We start from the raw sequence: 17893 nt of genomic DNA, 5'->3' as shown, positions 1-17893 counted from the left end.
AAAATTAATGATTTAAAAGGTGTATAATTGGAAGTCGATTGTGATAAAACTAAAATTATTTAAGTTAATACGTTAAATCGTTTTATTAAAAGCATGTATCTTAACTTTTTTTTTCGATTATTGCTCTGTTTTTCAATATATAGAAGAATTAAAAACTGATGTCTCTTTCAAAAAAAATCAAACAATATTTTTGGGAAATTCGCTTTTTAAACAAAAAGCTTAAATTGAACTTCTCTTATTTTAAATTTTCTCTCATAAAGAAAATCCTCCCTCATAGATCAGTTACTAGTCTTGATCTCAAAGGAATAAAAAAGATTCTTATCGTTAGAAATGATAAACATGGCGATTTAATAGCGACTACGGGGCTTATTCGTGTTCTTGCTCAGCAAGGATACGAGATATATATTTCATCCGAAAAATCCTCGTTAGATATCATCAAATACAATCCATATATCAAAGGCATCTTTGAATACAAAGATAAAAGCCTACGAGATCTATTTAGTTCTATTAAGAAAATTCGTCACGAAGAATTCGATTTAGCAATAGACCTAAAATTTTGCCAAGGCGTTTATAAAAAAAATATTTTCTTCTGTTCATTCATCAGAACACCCATTCTGATAGGGTTTAACAAAAGTAATATTCCTTCATACAATGTTTCCATACCTTATTACCAAGAAACAGCGCATGTAACTTCCCGTTTACCTTTAATATTAAAACACCTAGGATTACCTGACTCTGATCTGCATTATGAAATTTTTACACCACCTGAAATGCAACAAAAAACAGATCTATTTCTTCAAAGTGTGAAAAATCGTAATAAAAAAATTGTCATACTTAATCCTTTAGGTGGAAACAAATCTCGCTGGCTAACAAATGAGCAGATAATGCTCAGCATTAAAATGCTTGAAAACAACTATCAAGTAATTCTTATTGGGGACCCAAACCAACTAACTAAACTTCATTTACCTGACAGTATCTCAATTTTTAAATCGCAAAATATTTTAGAAGTTGTTCCTTTAATTGAAAAGGCAGATCTTATTTTCACAGTAGATACATCTATCGTTCATATTGCTTCAGCTTTCTCACAAAAAACAATTGCTCTTTACTTATACCCCGCTAAAAATGAATCGTCCGATCAATATAAAACCCAATACAGACGTCAAGTTACTCAATACGGAACAAAGCTACTGAATAAACTCACAGATGCCCCCTACATATTGAACAATGACTATGATAAAAATCCCCCAATTAATCATCTTAATTGGGCACCTAACAATCCAAATGCTCAGCAATTGATATTTAATTACAATACGTTTTCAGAAATACCTCTCGAAAAATTTTCTGAAGAAATTACTCTTGCAATTAATAAATACCTTTAGAATATGAATCATCAAATTACATTAACAGACAAAGTTCTATTTATTGTACACCTTGCTATCGGTGATTTTACCTATATGCAAAACTGTTTCAAAAAATTGAAAGCGCAATACCCTCAACTTAAAATTGATCTCTTCATTCAAGATGTGAGAATTACGAATAATCCTGAAAAAGTGAGACATCTTAAAAACTATATTTTATATGAATGGCTTGAAACAACGGGATTATTTAATAAAATTTATTATGCATACTCATACGAGTTACTTGAGAAATCAATTGATGAGTGTAAAAAAGAGCATTATCCGTATGTCATCTCTCTTGGAGATTTAAGATCTCAAAACTACTCGAAATTAGCGAGAGAAATTGCCCAAGACCGTATTGCTGTTGGAATCGATATTCCTACTAATTTATTTAGTTTTAAAGTGAAAAAAGAATTAAAACTACTTGATATACGCATCAAAGATCTTAAAAATCGATCGGCTCATATTAGTGAAAAATTTGCTTATTGGTTTGAACAAATTGCGGATCTTCATTTTTCGAAAGAGGATCGCTATCCTTTTATCAATATCCCTCAAGAATGGCAGTTAGAAAGCATTCATTTTCTTGAAAAAAATAATTGGCCCACTGGTGAACCCATTGTTTTTATTAATATTTTCGCTAAAGGCGAGGAACGATGTTGGTCTTTAGAAAACGCAGGCGAGCTCATCGCGGCATTACAAAAACATCCTACTTATCATAATGCTCTATTTATATTGAATGCGCTTCCTGAAGATCGAGAATTGGTCACTGACTTTATTCAAAGATATCAGCTTTTATCAACGGTAGTATTTTCCGCACAAAAAAGCTTCTTTGAGCTACCTTCACTATTACAAAAATGTACCCTGATTATTACTGTTGATACCTCTATTATGCATCTTGCAACATTTTCTAATGCACAACTAATCTCCTTGTTACGTAAGAATAGGCGTAACCCTAGCCCTCGTTGGCTCCCTTTAAAAAAGGATAAAAATACAATTATCTATACGCCCAAATTAGGGGCTCCTATCAAAAGTATTTCTGCGCAACGCGTTTTAAATGAAATTCAGCCTCAAAATAAATACGACTCTTAGCGGTAATCAATTTTATGAGATCATTGCAAAATGCGGTAGAATAGACAGTTAAATCACGATATTTAATTATTTCATACACTTTTTAGATGGAATCACAATGATTAAAGAGACGCTACTAATTGAAATTGGGACGGAAGAGCTTCCGCCACGCGCACTGAATAATTTATCGAATGCTTTTAAAAATGGCATTGAAGCCGAGCTAAAAGCAAAGAAACTCACTTTTTCAGATATTAAAGCGTATGCTACCCCTCGTCGTTTAGCGCTTGTGATTTCAGAGCTACAATCCGAGCAAGAAAACTATATTAATGAACGCCGTGGTCCTGCTGAACAAGCTGCAATGAAAGATGGTGTGCCCACACCGGCACTTTTAGGCTTTGCTCGCTCATGCGGCGTGAATGTTGAAGATCTGAAACTCCTTAAAACAGAGAAAGGGGCTTGGTATGTTTTCACCGAAGAGGTAAAAGGGGAAACACTTGAACATCTACTTCCTGGGATGATTGAAAAAGCTTTAAAAGGCTTACCAATTCCTAAACGTATGCGTTGGGCAAATCACGATTTTGAGTTTGTTCGCCCTGTTCGTTGGGTTGTGGTTGTTTATGGTAATACAATCCTTGATACCGAAATTTTTGGGATTAAAGCAGGCAATCAAAGCCGTGGGCACCGTTTCCATACAAACTCGCCGATTGTCATTGAAAATGCGAAAGATTATGAAACGATCATGGAGAAAGAAGGACATATCGTTCCTAATTTTGAAAAGCGTAAGACATTGATTGAAGAAGATATTCGTGCAACAACAGCGCCAATTGGTAACCCCATTATCAACGAAGGTCTACTCGATGAAGTCACTGCACTTGTTGAGTGGCCTAAAGCCATGATTGGTAGTTTTGAATCACACTTTTTAGATGTTCCACAAGAAGCCTTAATCATTGCAATGGAAGACCATCAGCGGTACTTCCCGATTGTTGATAGCAATGGCAAACTAGTGGACAAGTTCTGTTTTGTGAGCAATATCGATAGTAAAGATCCGCAAGCGGTGGTTGATGGCAATGAGCGTGTTATTCGTCCTCGCTTTGCTGATGCGGAATTTTTCTGGAATGAAGATCGTGATAAACCCCTTGAGAGCTATCTTTCTCATCTAGAAAACGTAGTTTTTCAAACAAAACTCGGATCACAGGCTGATAAAATCAGTCGAGTATGCACTCTTGCCGAAGCAATCGCTGAAGAAATTGGCGCGGATCGCTTACTTGTTGCCCGTGCAGCGCGTTTGAATAAAGCGGATCTCATCAGTGACATGGTACAAGAATTTCCTGAACTCCAAGGAACAATGGCACGTTACTATGCGCTCAACCAAGGGGAAAACTCAGTCGTTGCAGATAGCCTTGAACAAGTCTATTGGCCCCGGTTTGCTGGTGATAAGTTACCAACAACCAAAGAAGCTCAAGCCCTTGGTTTGGCAGAACGTTTAGATACAATCGTTGGTATCTTCTCGATTGGTGAGATTCCAACAGGTTCACGCGACCCGTACGGCCTTCGCCGAAATGCCCTTGCAGTATTGCGTATTTTGATTGAAGGCCAGCTCAATCTCGATCTCCTCAAACTCATCGAGATCAGCGCGAGCACAATGCCCACGACCATTGATGCGAATAAATCTATTGCGACCATTTTCACCTATATCTTTGAGCGCCTTCGTGCATACTCTGCTGATTTAGGTGTTTCGAGTGATGTCTTCGCCTCCATTTCTGAGCTTCAACTCACCAATCCTTTAGATATCTATCATCGCCTATTAGCTGTCGCGGAGTTTAAGAAACTTCCCGAAGCAGGTACATTGATCGAAACGAATAAACGTATTCATAACATTTTAGATAACAATAAATCAGAGATGGGATCTACAACTGTTACATCAGATCTTTTAGAAAATGATTCTGAAACAACACTCTATATGGCAACAATGAAGCTTAACGATCAATTAGAGAATTTAGTCGCTCGTAAAGATTACAATGCAGTGTTAACCGCACTCAGTAATTTAGCAGCACCACTTGCAACATTCTTCGAAAATACGATGGTAATGACTGACAATCTACCTGTTCGCCAAAATCGTTTAGCACTTTTGACCCTTATCCGTAACGATTTTGAAACGGTTGCTGATATCTCAAAATTACAATTATAAGGATTATTTGTCGTGAGCCATTTGCAATTGCCGGTACTTCCATGGCCAGATCTTGTGATTTTAGATCGAGATGGTGTAATTAATCATGACTCCGCAGAGTATATTAAATCTGCGGAGGAATGGATGCCGATTGATGGAAGCATTGAGGCCATTGCAAAACTCTCTCTAGCGGATATTAAAGTCAGTATTGCTACAAATCAACGAGGCATTGCGCTTGGGCTCTATGATCATCAAGCACTCGATGAGATGCATGAGAAGATGAGTTCCCTTCTCGCCGAGCATGAAGGAGAGATCGATATGATCGCTTTTTGCACCGCCGATGATCCCCATCATCCCGATCGAAAGCCTAATCCGGGCATGTTGCTCTCGATTATTAAAACACTGCAGCTCACCAAAGAGAGTGTGATCTATTTTGTGGGCGATAAAAGCTCCGATGTGGAAGCGGCAAAACGAGCAACCAAAACAAGTGAATATCACGTGACTCCGATTTTAGTACGAACCGGTAATGGCGCAAAAACCGAACAGAAACTTAATGATCCATCGCTTTTGACATTTGATAATTTAGCGACCTTTGTGGAGGCGCTTCTCCTTAAAGAAGGGGCGCTAACAAACCCGCATAAAAAGAGCAAATGAGCGTTTAATTAGTTCAGAGTCAATCCCCCGCACAATAAATACGATTCTGCTCTTTTCATCTTCCCAAGGCCAACTCGTTAGATGCTCTGGAGGATAGATACAATATTGGACACCTTGAATTAATAAAGGCAGCTCTTCTTCCTCAATCTTTAAAACTCCTTTAACCCTTAATATCTGCTCACCATATTTTTTAAGTAATAAATTTAACCATAAGCCAAACGCAATCCAATTTATCACCCCATCAAACTCTAATACAAATGTCTTAACTTTTTGATGCTGCTGCATCTCTGGAGAGTTAAAGAAAAATAGTTGGGGGTTAATAGTTTTAAGTGCGCTTATCTCAAATAGATCATTAAGCGTAATAGTGCCACAGTAAGACACAATAATCGGGGCATCACGATTCACCTTGCTTAGTATAGTTTTAGCCTTATTTACGGCAATTGCCCTTGCTGAATCAACTTTACTTAACACCAGCCTATTAGCTGCGGCTACTTGAGCGTGCCATTCAAAGTGTAAATCACTTTGTAGTTGGATATTCTCCAAATCCACTAATGTTGTGATTCCAGAAATCGCAAATTGCCCTTTCAAATGAATATCCTGTACCAAAGTATTTAATAAAGTTGCTGGATTTGCTAAACCCGTTGTCTCTATAACAACTTTACTAAAATAAGGGATCTCCTTGTGATTTCGTTGGCGAATGATCGTTAATAAAGTCTCTTTAATATTAACTAGGACTGTGCAACAAATACATCCATTATTGAGAAGATAAGTATTTTCGCCAACAGGATCTAATAATGCATCATCAATACCTATCTCCCCTAACTCATTAACAATGACTAATGTTTCATGCCCCTTTTCGGCAAGAAGTAATTCTCGTAAAAATGAGGTCTTACCACTACCTAAAAAACCTGTCACGATATGAATGGGAATCATTTAATACACTCCTCTAACTGCTTAAGATAATAAGGATCTAAGACATCAATCATTTTAGAATTGATCTTCTCTACCTCCACCCATAGAGCGTGCATTCCATTTGCAATTACCGTACTTCCCGTTCTATTACTAATCATATAATTCACACCTTGAAAGTCAGCAATCTGAATATTGCAAGGCTTTAAGATTGTATTTAAATAGCTAATTTTAATATAACGCGCTTGCCGTTTTGGCTTATTGCTCGCAACAGCATCACTCCAATCTAATTGCTCTGCTACTAATCCACATAATCCACACATAACAGTAACCTAAAATTGTAATAAATAATAAAGGCCTATCAAAAAAATAGGCCTTAATACAAACATTGTTATAATTTAACTCTTCCTATCCGACCATTAACTCTTTCTAGGAAAACGCCGTTCAAAATCAATGGCAATTTCATGCATCGTGACAAACTTTACCCCCTTATGCTGTTTAAAATAAGCAATTAATCGCTCGAGCATTAAGAGAACTTGTGGTCTTCCTGAAACATCAGGATGAATAGTAATCGGGAATACCGCATAGTCCATTTCACGATAGGCCCAATCAAATTGGTCTCGCCATAACTCTTCAATATCCCTGGGATTAACAAAACCATGACTATTCGGAGATTTTTTAATAAACATCATAGGTGGAAGATCATCTAAATACCAGTTGGCAGGGATCTCAATAAGATCTGTCTCTTCTCCTCGAACCAATGGCTTCATCCAACTTTCAGCAGGTTGACTGTAATCTATTTTTGTCCAACTATCACCTACTCTGACATAGTAAGGCGAAAAATCATTATGCATTAAACTATGGTCATATTTAATTCCCTTTTTAAGTAGTAACTCATTGGTAACATTACTAAATTCCCACCAAGGAGCAACATAACCAGTAGGTCTCTTTCCTGCTAATTCTGTAATTATTTCAAGCGAATGATCTAATACCGCTTCTTCTTGCTCTGGCGTCATTGCTATCGGATTCTCATGGCTATATCCGTGCAAGCCTATTTCATGTCCCGCATCGACAACAGCTTTCATCTGATCTGGGAATGTTTCTGCTGAATGGCCTGGAATAAACCAAGTTGTCTTAATATTTTCTCTCTCAAACAACTTCAACAAGCGAAGGCTTCCCACCTCTCCAGCAAACAATCCTCGAGAAATATCATCGGGAGAATCCTCACCACCATATGAACCTAGCCATCCGGCAACCGCATCGACATCTACTCCGATTGAAACAAAAATTTCTTTGCTCATTCTAATTCTCCTATATTTTCTTATTTATTATGTTTCTTATAATTGCGCTCGTTATCTGTTTATCATAGATTTTTCATAAGCTATATCAGCTCTTGTAACAACATTCCTAATTTTAATAAAGCCTCATCATTACCACTGTAAGTAGAGATAAGAAGTCCACAAGGCATATTATGCTGATCACCCCCCATAGGCAGCGTAATTCCCGGCATATCCAAAAAGCTTCCCGGCATTGTTAGACGAAGTATTCTTCTATTCCAATCAAAGTAATCATGATCACTTTTTTCCACCTGCTTAAAAGTAGGGGCTGTAATCGATACCGTAGGGGATAAGAAATAGGCACCGGATAATTCATCGATAATCTCTCTTCTTAATCTCTTTGCAAGCTGATAAAGAGCAATTTGAGTAGATGCTAATGTCTTTTTTGATTGTAATAATCGTTGAGAGACCAATGGATCAATAGATGTGATATCGGGGCTTTCTAATAACGACTGGTAAAGCGTATATGCCTCAGCTGCACCAATCCATCGCCCTTCATCAACCTGCTGAAGGACAGTTTTAAATGTAGAAATAGAGCGTCTTTCAATCACAAATCCTAAGTGAGTTAATCGCTCGATCATCTCACTAAAGTTTATGGTCATCTCAGGTGAAAGAGTGGGGTCTTCTAAAATTTCAGGATCATAAACTAATCGAATAGTTGCTTGGTTTAGAGCCGGCGGTATAGTTGGGAATGGAATACCTTGAATTAGTTGATCCAAAAGATAAAAGTCTTTTACAGAGTTGCCTAATGGGCCAATAGCATCCATTGAAGCTGCTAATGGATGTACCCCCAACATAGGATAACGATTTTGACTCGCCCTAAAACCAACAATACCATTAAAAGCTGCTGGAATACGTATCGAGCCTGCGGTATCTGTCCCCATAGAGATTGGAGTAATCCCCATAGCCACACTCAGTGCTGCCCCCGAAGAAGATCCTCCCGGTATACGCTCGTTATCTACAATATTTGGAGGCGTTCCAAAATGAGGGTTTAATCCCAAACCAGAATAAGCAAATTCTGTCATATTGGTCTTACCAAAATTGACAAGTCCCATCCGGGTTAAAATCGCTACAACTTGCGCATCTTTCTCTGCGGCTTGATGCTGTGCATAAAGATACGAACCTGCTGTCGTTACAGATCCTGCCACATCAAAAAGATCCTTCCATGAAAGGGGAACTCCATCCAATATCGAAAGTGGCTGCTTAGCTTTCCAACGTGCTTTTGAAGCTTCTGCTTCCCTATATGCTCGTTCGTAATCTCTTGAAATAAAGACCGCTTTTGCTGATCTTTCCAGCTCTATCACTGTCTCTAAAACTTTAACAGGATCTGTCTGCTGTTCTTGATATTTTGCAGCTAATTCCCATGCTGTCATTGCAATACTCTCTTAATGTGGCTATATCATTAACAATATACGCAATATAAAGAAATTACAATAAAAAGAGTCTGTAACATAAAGAAGAAATAGATAAGCTAAAAAGAAGAATTGTTTAAGATTAGTATTTGAAGGTATGCATCTGTTTATCTCAAAAAAGATCATCTATTTATCGCACTATGACTTATAATTACCTTACTCTTAACACCTTAAAATAAGTTTTTTCTAATTCATTTTCCTTTTTATATAAAGTATCTAGGACAAAGCTTTTATGACAACTTGGATTCGCTCACTGATAACCTTTATCGGCTTTCTCTTTATCTATCTCGTGATTACGCCAGTGATGCTGATAAGTACCGTTCTTTTGACCGGCTCTTGGTATCGAAACGTGACGATCGCTTGGTCGAAAATTTTAGTGGGCTGGATGCGCATCGGTGCCGGCATCGATTACCGAATCATCGGCGCGGAGAATCTCAAATATCTAGAGAAAGCACCGCACTTTATTGTCTCCAATCATCAATCGGCATTAGAGACTTTAATCTACACCATTATTCTACCGCCTCACTCCTTTGTACTAAAAAAGGAGCTGCTCTATATTCCCTTCTTCGGCTGGGGTTTGGCAAAAGCAAAGCCGATTGCGATCAATCGTAAAGATGGTAAAAATGCCCTGAAACAGATCTCTAAACAAGCAAAAGAGCGCTTTGCAGAAGGGCGATCGGTCATTATCTTCCCAGAAGGAACACGCGTTCCCTTTGGTGAGGTGGTTCCCTTTAAGAAGGGGGGCTTTATTGTGGCAAAGCAGCTTGAAGCACCGATTCTCCCGATGGCGATTAACTCCGGGATTGCCGCACCGAAAGGCCGTTTTCTCAAAGAGCCGGGGATTATCACCATTGTGATTGGCGCACCGATCGAAGCAGAATCACGGACGACTTCAGAACTTGCCAAAGAGACAGAGAGCTGGATTCGTGGCCATATTGTCCCTTCGCTCAATGTCTCAAAGATCCCGACAGAAGCGGAGATCAAAGCTTTAACGGCGCCGATCAAACCCAAAGAGACAAAGAGAGAGAAAGCCGTAACGGCAGAAACAGAAAATATGGTGGAAACAGCTAAGATGCAAAGCGCGGAAGAGAGGGAAGTTGCCAAGGTGACTGAGGCAGAGGTGATGAAATAATGAGACATTCGGTACAGATTATTGGGGGCGAATATCGCTCCCGTAAGATTGAAGTGATCGATACCGATGGATTACGCCCGACCGCTTCACGCGTTCGCGAAACGCTCTTTAACTGGTTACAGATGGCTACACCCGGTGCAATTGTGATTGATGCCTTTGCCGGCACCGGTGCTTTAGGGATTGAGGCACTCTCTCGTGGTACTAAGCGAGCGATATTTATCGAAAAGGATGCCAATGTCTTTCGTACTTTAACGCAGAATCTCCGCACACTTAAAGTGCCTGAAGAGCGCTATCAGCTAATCAAAGGAAGTGCCTTAGAAGCCTTAACGCCGGGAAGCCCCCTTCATCAAGCGCTTCTCGAGCAGTTACCCCAATATCCCCGGCAACATCTCTTCCTCGACCCCCCTTTTTTCCATGATCTCTATACTCCACTTTTAGAGATTTTAGCGGGAAATCCCATTCTCTCAAACTTAACCTCTCTCTCCCTAGAGATGCCGGTCAAAGCCACCTTCGATCTCGAAAAAGCGCTCGCCCCCCTAGCGCTAAGCCGAGAAATGAAAACCAAAGAGAGTAAATTATTTCTTTATAGGGAAGTTTAAGATCGGAATCGATAACCTACAATGTGCATATAATCGTAAAAATGCTTCAAATGGTTAATCGAAACAAAAAAGCTGATGAATTGCCGGATCTTACTATCGCACTCTTCCAAAAGTTACGCGCCGGTAAATAGGCATTATCGATGCCAAACTGCGGGCATGCACCAGTAAAAAAATTGAGTTGGTAAGTTCCCGCCCTTCTATATAAACCTTCTTATTTGTTGAAACAACAAAGGTTAATGAGTTGCCGGAAATCACCTCTGCACGCTTTCACAGATCTCATGCCGGCAATGGGCAATCCTCAATTACCGACTGATCTATTTTGCATAGATCTCTTTCTCCTCGGCGCTGAAAGCGCCAAACTGCGGGCATGCACCGGTTAAAAGAACAAAATGGTTGGCTCCCGCCGCTCAACAAACTCTCTTAAGAATCATCAAAATGATTCATTGAGACAAAAGAGGCTGTTGAGTTGCCGGAGATTACTACTGCGTACATCCAAAAGGTGCATGCCGGCAAGTATCGCTACCTTAACGATTAATCATACTGAAATAAAGTGGGCTGATGCGGTGCCGGATCTTACTATCGCATTCTTCCAGAAGTTACGCGCCGGTAATATGGGCATTATTGATACCGGACCTCGAAAAGGTCCCGACATGGGCTTTTTACTTAAAATCTTGCTCTGTTTACAGAAGTTATCAAAGCTTCTACAATAGCTCTATCTCAACGGGGTGCTGTTACTTGAGAGCCGGTCGAGTTTGATCGCTCAAGGAGAGCTGAGATTTCACCCGTCGAACCTGATCCGGACAATACCGGCGGAGGGATTTGAGAATCGAGATGCCTGCGGGCTCTTCCTCAAATCCTGTGACACACTTACACAGGAGCCGTTATGATAAATCGAACCCTTTCTTCCCCCCTTAAGCGCCTTTCCCACTCTTTTCGTAAACCACTTCACCGAACTTTGTTGGTGGCATCGCTATTATTGTCGAGCTTAACGACGCTGGCTTTTGCTGAAAAACCGACATTGACCGTCTATACCTACGATTCCTTCGTCGCCGAATGGGGTCCGGGGCCGCTGATTAAAGAGCGCTTTGAAAAAACGTGCGATTGTGAATTAAAACTAGTCTCTCTCGGCGATGGCGTTTCGCTTCTCAATCGTCTGCGCATGGAGGGGAAAAAGAGTAAGGCGGATCTGATCCTCGGACTCGATAATAACCTGATTGCCGCCGCAGAAGAGACTGATCTCTTTACGCCGGCGAATATTGATCAATCAATGTTGAAATTACCGATCGAATGGGAGAACAAAACCTTTATCCCCTACGATTATGGCTACTTTGCCTTTATCTACGATAAACGAAAGATCGATAATCCCCCAACAAATATGGATGAGCTCCTAGATCCTGAAAACAAGTGGAGCATCATCTACCAAGATCCGCGCACAAGTACGCCGGGATTAGGCCTTCTTCTCTGGATGGAGAAGATCTACGGTCAGGAGACTGAATCTGCATGGCAAAAGATGGCGAAAAAGACCGTCACGGTAACCAAAGGTTGGAGCGAATCATACGGGCTCTTCCTGAAAGGTGAGAGCGATTTTGTCTTAAGCTATACCGCATCGCCGGGCTATCAGATGCTCTATGATAATGATGATAACTACGCAGCCGCACTCTTTGATGAAGGACACTATCTACAGATTGAGGTGGCGGCAAAATTGAAAGCAAGCCCCCATCCCGAACTTGCCGATCAATTTCTCCAATTTATGTTAACGCCAGAATTTCAGGAGACTTTACCGACCACCAACTGGATGTATCCTGTGATCGATATCCCGCTTCCTCCGGTCTATAAAGCATTACCATTGCCGGCAAAAGCGCTACTCTTTGGTGCAGAAGAGGTGGCGAAAGAGCGCCAAAATTGGATCAAACTGTGGCAATTTGCCGTAAGTCGATAGAAATTGTAATGACTATCCGTGATGACTATTCGTGATAACTTTTATGATTCCTCTCTATGATTAATCGGCAATTGATCCCCGGCTTGATCGCCTCAACGATCCTCGTGACTGTGGCGCTTCTTGCCTTTGGGGCGCTCTGGTGCTTCTCCCCTTCAATCTCTCTTGCGAAGATTTTTGGGGATCGCTATCTGTGGCATATTATCGGCTTTACCTTCTATCAGGCGCTACTGTCGACACTGCTCTCGGTCGGTCCGGCGATTTTGCTAGCTCGAGCGCTCTATCGTCGCCGATTTGTCGGGCGCACATTGCTGCTTCGCCTCTCAGCAATGACCTTAGTCCTTCCGGTTTTGGTGGCGGTTTTTGGTATTCTCTCGATCTATGGCAAAAGTGGCTGGCTTGCAACACTTCTCCACTTTTTCGGGCTGGAGTATCACTTCTCCCCTTATGGTTTACAGGGGATTCTACTTGCACATGTCTTCTTCAATCTCCCCTTAACAACGCGCATGTTGCTACAAGCGTTAGAGGGTATCTCGGTAGAACAGCGGCAGATCGCCGCGCAATTGGGGCTCAATGAGTGGCAACAATTTCGCATTATGGAGTGGCCCTATCTTCGCCGGCAACTTCTTCCAACTGCAGCGCTCATCTTTATGCTCTGCTTTTCAAGCTTTGCCACCGTCCTTGCATTAGGGGGCGGACCGCGCGCAACGACGATAGAGCTTGCGATCTACCAAGCATTAAGTTACGACTTTGAGCCCGGAAGAGCCGCTATTTTAGCGCTGATTCAGCTCTTTTTCTGTATCGGCTTGATGTTAGTGAGTCAACGCCTCAATAGCGCCTTTGCCGTGGGAACGACAACGCGCCGATCTTGGTTTGATCCAGCAGATAATCGCTTTCGCCAAGTGCGAGATTTTGTAGTGATTATGATCGCTCTGCTCCTACTTCTACCACCATTGATTGCGATCATTATTGATGGGCTCAATCGCCGTGTGTGGGAGGTATTGCAACAATCGGCCCTCTGGCAAGCCACCTTCACCTCACTCTTTATCGCCATATGTGCGGGCCTATTAGCGGTGACACTCACCATGATGCTGCTCTGGAGTAGCCGAGAATTGCGTCTCCGCCGAGCAGTTAAATGGGGACAAGCGATGGAATTGAGTGGCCTCTTAATTTTAGCGATGCCGGGGATTGTATTGGCGACAGGATTTTTTATCCTCTTTAATGAGACGATCGGTATTCCCCAATCCCCCTATGCATTAGTGATTCTGACCAATGCCCTCTTAGCGATTCCCTATGCTCTAAAGGTACTTGAAAACCCGATGCGCGATCTAGCAGAGCGTTACAATCCGCTCTGTCATTCATTAGCAATTAGCGGATGGCGCCGATTAAGAATTATCGAACTTCGCGCACTCAAAAAGCCGATCGCCCAAGCATTGGCATTCGCCTCGGTGATCTCTATTGGTGATTTTGGTGTCGTGGCACTCTTTGGAAATGAAGATTTTCGCACCCTTCCCTACTATCTCTATCAACAATTAGGCGCTTATCGCACCAATGATGGCGCTGTAACGGCGATGCTACTACTGCTTCTCTGCTTGATGCTCTTCACCTTTTTAGAGAAGATTTCAGGACGCGCTATCGGAGAAGAAAAATGACAAATAGAATGATCGAACTGAAGAATATTCGCTACCACTTAGAGCGCTCGAAAGCGGAGGAAAAAGCGGGTAAAAGGGCTCATCAAGAGAGCCCAAAGAACAAAACCGGCGGAGAGGCTCCTCCCCGATTAATGCAATTTGATTGCACCATCGAGCGTGGGGAGAGAGTCGCCATTATGGGCCCAAGTGGTGCCGGGAAGAGTACCCTTCTCAACCTTATTAGTGGCTTTCAATATCCAGAAACAGGAGAGATTCTTCTCAATGGTCAAGACTTTACCACCACTCCGCCGGCAAAACGACCTGTATCGATGCTCTTTCAGGAGAACAATCTCTTTAACCATCTGAGCGTTCAGCAAAATATCGGCTTAAGCATTGCACCGACACTGCGCCTAAAAGCGGAGGAGCTGAAAACTGTTGCAGCAATTGCGGAACAGGTGGGGCTCACAGAGTTTCTCGATCGCTTGCCAGGACAACTCTCCGGCGGACAGCGACAGAGAGTCGCCCTTGCACGCTGCTTTATACGCGAGCAACCGATTCTGCTGCTTGATGAACCCTTCTCTGCCCTCGATCCGGCCTTGCGTCATGAGATGCTTCTCTTACTCGAAGAGCGTTGCCGTGCGCGCGATATCACCCTGCTGATGGTCTCCCACAATATTGAAGATGCGCATCAAATTGCGCCTCGAACCTTAGTGATCGATCAAGGGAGAATCGCTTATGATGGTGCGACTGAGAAGCTCCTTAGCGGGGAAGATCCAGCAGCGCTACTATTGGGGATTTCAATCGCCCCCCAATAACTCTCTTCTCATCTAGAAGAAAAAGGATAATTTTTATAAAATAGAATTATTGACTTATCTTGACAAAATTAAGGCAACCTCATAACTCTAAAAGTTATCTCGATATGCAACGTAATAACACAACACCTAGCCATCTTCACAATAGGCTGATTGCTTTTTTAAAATTCAGTCTCATTTTCATCTTCATTTTACTAATCGGGATGGGAATATATCATTTAATCCCATGGGGACAACTACTCATAAGCATTATAAAAACACAGACATTATTGCAACAAAAGCTCACCCAAACATTACAAATTATTTCAAAACACGGCTGGGAGTCGAGCGGGGCATTGATTGGCATTAGCTTTTTATATGGCCTTTTTCATGCTGCTGGCCCTGGGCATGGAAAGGCTGTGATCATCACTTATCTAGGGAGTAGCCCAACGCAATTGCGACGAGGAATAGTGCTATCCCTGATCACGGCGTTAATCCAAGGATTAGTAGCTATTCTACTTATTGAAATTTCGATGCAACTGATCCATTTATCCTTGAGAAAAACTCAAGAAGCAGCGCTCTATCTTAATCGTATAAGTTTTATATTTGTCATAATCATTGGCTTGTGGCTGATCATTAAAAGTAGTCAGAAACTCTACCAATATTATCGCATACATATTCATCATAAAATCTTCAATAATGCCCAACTCGTGGAGGAAGATTCTAAAGATAACCCACATCAATGTTGCACAACCAATCCCCTCCAGGCTTCCTATTTCGAGCAACCCATCACTTTAAAACTACTTCTTACCGTGATATTGGCCGTAGGTCTGCGCCCCTGTACCGGTGCTATTTTAATCTTACTCGGTGCATATTCCATGGGACTACGTTGGGTTGGGATTATTGCTGTATTAGTCATGTCTATCGGCACGGGTATTACCGTCAGTTTTATCGCAATTTTAACCGTTTCTTCCCGTAACTTTGCCTTAAAACGCTTAACAAAAGCACAAAAAAAATATTACCGTTATCAAATCATTACCAATACCTTCATGCTATTAGGCGGTGTCTTGATTTTTACAATGGGGATCATGCTCCTGTTACAAGGTATACAGCAACCTGTGAATCCCCTGCTATGAATTTATATCTCATAAAATCCCTTAACCAAAAGGTACTTTAGAATTGATAACAGCTATTAACGACTCACCAACATTAATAAGAACATTCAAGATGAACGATCTCCGCAAATAATTCCCCAAATTGAGGGTCTACTTGCACCCCATAATCGATCATCGCTGCTTGAAGGAAATCATCTGCCGTTGGCTCTGGATATTCAATATAGAGACGACAATTATCAACAAGCCCCTCTATTTGTGGTGGAAAATCTGCAGACTGTAATATCTCGATATAAAAAGAAGGATCGTAAGCTGCTAAGGTAATATTTTGATTCTTAATATCAATCGGTGAGCTAAGTAACATTGTGAAACTGAGCACTAAAGTCTCATCGATTAACTCGCCTCGATATTGTGCCACTTCACTTAAAGGGACTCTTTGACCATTCACACTTAATTTTAAAAAATAATCATAGGGGGCTAATTTTCTTAGAGTCTCTTTGGCCCACTGATCTAGATGAAAATTCTGTTGTGATTTAGGATAATTTAAATCTTGTAATACGACATCCGTTAAAAGATTATCGTAATGCCAACGCTGCTTAATACCCATCAACTTCCCATCATTCGAGATTAGAAATGTTGAACCTGTATAAATCCAAGCGTGAGGATGAGCCGATACTATTATCGGCAAAAAAAGAAAGAGTAGTCCCCATAATATCTTTTTCATAATCAACCGCATTTAACTGATAGACCTCTATTAATGCCAATAATAAACCTTTTTTTCCTAAAAAATATCCTCACCGTCAAATAACCATGTTTGATAATCTTCCCATAGCTTTTTAACACGCTCATAGATAAAAGACTCATCACCGGTTTTACTTATAATCCCTATCAAAGCAGGTGGACGATTTTCGGAATAAAGCACAAGGCGATCATTGGACGTAGCAATGATCCCCGGCACCTCTTTTGGTAACAAAGTTTGTTGTAAATTCCCCAACGCTTCCGGTCCGGTAATATCGGGCAATACTAAGTCAATTATAAGAAGGTCAGGTAGATGACCCTCTACAATGAAATATTCAGCTTCATGATAATTTTGACAAATCTTATAATTCATGTGAGGAAACGATTCCTCTACCCGCTGATTGAAAGCAGAATCTGCCGAAACAAATAAAACTGATTGTAACCGCTGCATATGACTCCATTCCACAGAAAAACGATGTGTGAGAAGATAAAGAAGACATCGTGAATGCACGATACGATCCTTTTAGAATACCGAAAATTAAAAAATCCTATCGCTTAACGATTCACTCGCCGATCAAAAGCTAGAAATGTATCGGACCAAAGAATCACTTCTTGTACTCTTGGTGTAACAAGTTTCAGCGCTTCACTACGCGTCACCCAAGCCCACTCTGAATGCTCAGGTCGACCAAGTTCAGGATTAATCGGTAAACAAATACTACGGCGCTTAGTTTCAGCGAGATAGTACCTTGCTACCTTCCTTCCTCGAAAGTAAGGTTCAGTTTCAAAGTAACTCTGCCCCCAAGGAAATGTTAAATCCCGTATCGTCGTCTCTTCTTGAACTTCTCTTAATGTGGTAGCAAGCGGTGTTTCTCCTTTCTCAATCTGTCCTTTTGGAAAATCCCAAAAGTTAAAAGCTTTCAGTAAAAGATAACGAAATGTCCCGCGCTCCCAACGAACAACCACCGCTCCACAAGATAAAATCTCAGGGCGTTGCTGGTTCATAATCTATC

At 41.1% G+C, this 17893-nt stretch carries 19 protein-coding genes and 1 riboswitch; of the genes, 12 read left to right on the top strand and 7 right to left on the bottom strand.

The genetic code is table 11. From position 1 onward, the window contains the following. The first annotated feature begins 158 nt into the window (after positions 1-158). The 4 genes from ACPF7B_RS09080 to ACPF7B_RS09065 all read left to right on the top strand — a co-directional run bounded on the left by ACPF7B_RS09080 (position 159) and on the right by ACPF7B_RS09065 (position 5286). Positions 159-1379 carry a glycosyltransferase family 9 protein gene (locus tag ACPF7B_RS09080; protein ID WP_490505487.1) on the top strand — a complete coding sequence of 407 codons (1221 nt, stop codon included), beginning with the start codon at positions 159-161 and terminating at the stop codon, positions 1377-1379. Positions 1380-1382: 3 nt separating this feature from the next. Next, positions 1383-2486: a glycosyltransferase family 9 protein gene (locus tag ACPF7B_RS09075; protein ID WP_490505486.1), complete on the top strand. Its 1104-nt coding sequence runs from the start codon at positions 1383-1385 to the stop codon at positions 2484-2486. A gap of 97 nt (positions 2487-2583) precedes the next feature. After that, positions 2584-4653 carry a glycine--tRNA ligase subunit beta gene (gene glyS, locus ACPF7B_RS09070; RefSeq protein ID WP_490505485.1) on the top strand — a complete coding sequence of 690 codons (2070 nt, stop codon included), beginning with the start codon at positions 2584-2586 and terminating at the stop codon, positions 4651-4653. A 12-nt stretch (positions 4654-4665) separates the two neighbouring features. Beyond that, a complete protein-coding gene (locus ACPF7B_RS09065; protein WP_490505484.1) occupies positions 4666-5286 on the top strand; it encodes an HAD-IIIA family hydrolase in 621 nt (206 codons plus the stop codon). Here ACPF7B_RS09065 and ACPF7B_RS09060 read toward each other — a convergent pair. The 4 genes from ACPF7B_RS09060 to ACPF7B_RS09045 all read right to left on the bottom strand — a co-directional run bounded on the left by ACPF7B_RS09060 (position 5257) and on the right by ACPF7B_RS09045 (position 8905). Then, positions 5257-6219, bottom strand: coding sequence for a CobW family GTP-binding protein (locus ACPF7B_RS09060; protein WP_490505483.1), 963 nt, complete (start codon positions 6217-6219; stop codon positions 5257-5259). The genes ACPF7B_RS09065 and ACPF7B_RS09060 overlap by 30 nt on opposite strands. After that, complete coding sequence (locus ACPF7B_RS09055; protein WP_490505482.1) at positions 6216-6518, bottom strand: hypothetical protein; 303 nt, start codon at positions 6516-6518, stop codon at positions 6216-6218. The genes ACPF7B_RS09060 and ACPF7B_RS09055 overlap by 4 nt, the downstream gene beginning before the upstream one ends. 96 nt (positions 6519-6614) lie before the next feature. Further along, positions 6615-7496, bottom strand: coding sequence for a polysaccharide deacetylase family protein (locus ACPF7B_RS09050; RefSeq protein ID WP_490505481.1), 882 nt, complete (start codon positions 7494-7496; stop codon positions 6615-6617). Positions 7497-7576: 80 nt separating this feature from the next. Then, the gene (locus ACPF7B_RS09045; RefSeq protein WP_490505480.1) at positions 7577-8905 is read right to left on the bottom strand and encodes an amidase family protein; all 1329 of its coding nucleotides are present in this window, start codon (positions 8903-8905) and stop codon (positions 7577-7579) included. Positions 8906-9176: 271 nt separating this feature from the next. On the opposite strand from ACPF7B_RS09045, the gene ACPF7B_RS09040 reads away from it, so the two are divergent. The 8 genes from ACPF7B_RS09040 to ACPF7B_RS09005 all read left to right on the top strand — a co-directional run bounded on the left by ACPF7B_RS09040 (position 9177) and on the right by ACPF7B_RS09005 (position 16169). After that, positions 9177-10076: a lysophospholipid acyltransferase family protein gene (locus ACPF7B_RS09040; protein ID WP_490505479.1), complete on the top strand. Its 900-nt coding sequence runs from the start codon at positions 9177-9179 to the stop codon at positions 10074-10076. Further along, on the top strand, positions 10076-10675 hold the full coding sequence (gene rsmD, locus ACPF7B_RS09035) for a 16S rRNA (guanine(966)-N(2))-methyltransferase RsmD (RefSeq protein WP_490505478.1): 600 nt from the start codon (positions 10076-10078) through the stop codon (positions 10673-10675). The genes ACPF7B_RS09040 and rsmD overlap by 1 nt, the downstream gene beginning before the upstream one ends. Positions 10676-10911: 236 nt before the next feature. Further along, positions 10912-11055: a hypothetical protein gene (locus ACPF7B_RS09030; protein WP_490505477.1), complete on the top strand. Its 144-nt coding sequence runs from the start codon at positions 10912-10914 to the stop codon at positions 11053-11055. 123 nt (positions 11056-11178) lie between these two features. Further along, positions 11179-11385, top strand: a complete 207-nt coding sequence (locus ACPF7B_RS09025; RefSeq protein ID WP_490505476.1) for a hypothetical protein — start codon at positions 11179-11181, stop codon at positions 11383-11385. 1 nt (position 11386) lies between these two features. Further along, positions 11387-11511: riboswitch (TPP riboswitch) on the top strand. Between the two features lie 47 nt (positions 11512-11558). Further along, complete coding sequence (thiB, locus tag ACPF7B_RS09020) at positions 11559-12614, top strand: thiamine ABC transporter substrate binding subunit (RefSeq protein WP_490505475.1); 1056 nt, start codon at positions 11559-11561, stop codon at positions 12612-12614. A gap of 56 nt (positions 12615-12670) precedes the next feature. After that, positions 12671-14263, top strand: coding sequence for a thiamine/thiamine pyrophosphate ABC transporter permease ThiP (thiP, locus tag ACPF7B_RS09015; protein WP_490505474.1), 1593 nt, complete (start codon positions 12671-12673; stop codon positions 14261-14263). Between the two features lie 131 nt (positions 14264-14394). Then, a complete protein-coding gene (thiQ, locus tag ACPF7B_RS09010) occupies positions 14395-15057 on the top strand; it encodes a thiamine ABC transporter ATP-binding protein ThiQ (RefSeq protein ID WP_490506524.1) in 663 nt (220 codons plus the stop codon). Between the two features lie 104 nt (positions 15058-15161). Next, positions 15162-16169, top strand: coding sequence for a nickel/cobalt transporter (locus tag ACPF7B_RS09005; protein ID WP_490505473.1), 1008 nt, complete (start codon positions 15162-15164; stop codon positions 16167-16169). A gap of 73 nt (positions 16170-16242) precedes the next feature. Here the strand turns inward: ACPF7B_RS09005 and ACPF7B_RS09000 are convergent, their stop codons facing one another. From ACPF7B_RS09000 to ACPF7B_RS08990, 3 genes are read right to left on the bottom strand one after another with little or no spacing between them, the layout of a single operon-like run. Continuing rightward, entirely contained in the window at positions 16243-16869 is a 627-nt protein-coding gene (locus ACPF7B_RS09000) for a DUF1007 family protein (protein ID WP_490505472.1), read from the bottom strand. A gap of 57 nt (positions 16870-16926) precedes the next feature. Continuing rightward, positions 16927-17394 (bottom strand): hypothetical protein, encoded by a 468-nt coding sequence (locus ACPF7B_RS08995; protein ID WP_490505471.1) that lies wholly within the window; start codon positions 17392-17394, stop codon positions 16927-16929. Positions 17395-17438: 44 nt separating this feature from the next. Then, positions 17439-17885 (bottom strand): NUDIX domain-containing protein, encoded by a 447-nt coding sequence (locus ACPF7B_RS08990; RefSeq protein ID WP_490505470.1) that lies wholly within the window; start codon positions 17883-17885, stop codon positions 17439-17441. Positions 17886-17893 lie beyond the last annotated feature (8 nt).

It is taken from the genome of Ignatzschineria sp. 22MB058224 (assembly GCF_058188435.1).
This window is presented reverse-complemented; position numbering and strand designations above follow the sequence as displayed.

What these genes read in the sequence shown, in the direction of transcription:
- ACPF7B_RS08990 (WP_490505470.1), bottom strand. Translation starts at nt 17,885, where the DNA reads ATGAACCAGCAACGCCCTGAGATTTTATCTTGTGGAGCGGTGGTTGTT.
- ACPF7B_RS09045 (WP_490505480.1), bottom strand. Translation starts at nt 8,905, where the DNA reads ATGACAGCATGGGAATTAGCTGCAAAATATCAAGAACAGCAGACAGAT.
- ACPF7B_RS09040 (WP_490505479.1), top strand. Translation starts at nt 9,177, where the DNA reads ATGACAACTTGGATTCGCTCACTGATAACCTTTATCGGCTTTCTCTTT.
- thiQ (WP_490506524.1), top strand. Translation starts at nt 14,395, where the DNA reads ATGCAATTTGATTGCACCATCGAGCGTGGGGAGAGAGTCGCCATTATG.
- ACPF7B_RS09060 (WP_490505483.1), bottom strand. Translation starts at nt 6,219, where the DNA reads ATGATTCCCATTCATATCGTGACAGGTTTTTTAGGTAGTGGTAAGACC.
- ACPF7B_RS09075 (WP_490505486.1), top strand. Translation starts at nt 1,383, where the DNA reads ATGAATCATCAAATTACATTAACAGACAAAGTTCTATTTATTGTACAC.
- ACPF7B_RS09030 (WP_490505477.1), top strand. Translation starts at nt 10,912, where the DNA reads ATGAGTTGCCGGAAATCACCTCTGCACGCTTTCACAGATCTCATGCCG.
- thiP (WP_490505474.1), top strand. Translation starts at nt 12,671, where the DNA reads ATGATTAATCGGCAATTGATCCCCGGCTTGATCGCCTCAACGATCCTC.
- ACPF7B_RS09025 (WP_490505476.1), top strand. Translation starts at nt 11,179, where the DNA reads ATGCCGGCAAGTATCGCTACCTTAACGATTAATCATACTGAAATAAAG.
- ACPF7B_RS09055 (WP_490505482.1), bottom strand. Translation starts at nt 6,518, where the DNA reads ATGTGTGGATTATGTGGATTAGTAGCAGAGCAATTAGATTGGAGTGAT.
- ACPF7B_RS09005 (WP_490505473.1), top strand. Translation starts at nt 15,162, where the DNA reads ATGCAACGTAATAACACAACACCTAGCCATCTTCACAATAGGCTGATT.
- rsmD (WP_490505478.1), top strand. Translation starts at nt 10,076, where the DNA reads ATGAGACATTCGGTACAGATTATTGGGGGCGAATATCGCTCCCGTAAG.
- ACPF7B_RS09000 (WP_490505472.1), bottom strand. Translation starts at nt 16,869, where the DNA reads ATGAAAAAGATATTATGGGGACTACTCTTTCTTTTTTTGCCGATAATA.
- thiB (WP_490505475.1), top strand. Translation starts at nt 11,559, where the DNA reads ATGATAAATCGAACCCTTTCTTCCCCCCTTAAGCGCCTTTCCCACTCT.
- ACPF7B_RS09080 (WP_490505487.1), top strand. Translation starts at nt 159, where the DNA reads ATGTCTCTTTCAAAAAAAATCAAACAATATTTTTGGGAAATTCGCTTT.
- glyS (WP_490505485.1), top strand. Translation starts at nt 2,584, where the DNA reads ATGATTAAAGAGACGCTACTAATTGAAATTGGGACGGAAGAGCTTCCG.
- ACPF7B_RS09050 (WP_490505481.1), bottom strand. Translation starts at nt 7,496, where the DNA reads ATGAGCAAAGAAATTTTTGTTTCAATCGGAGTAGATGTCGATGCGGTT.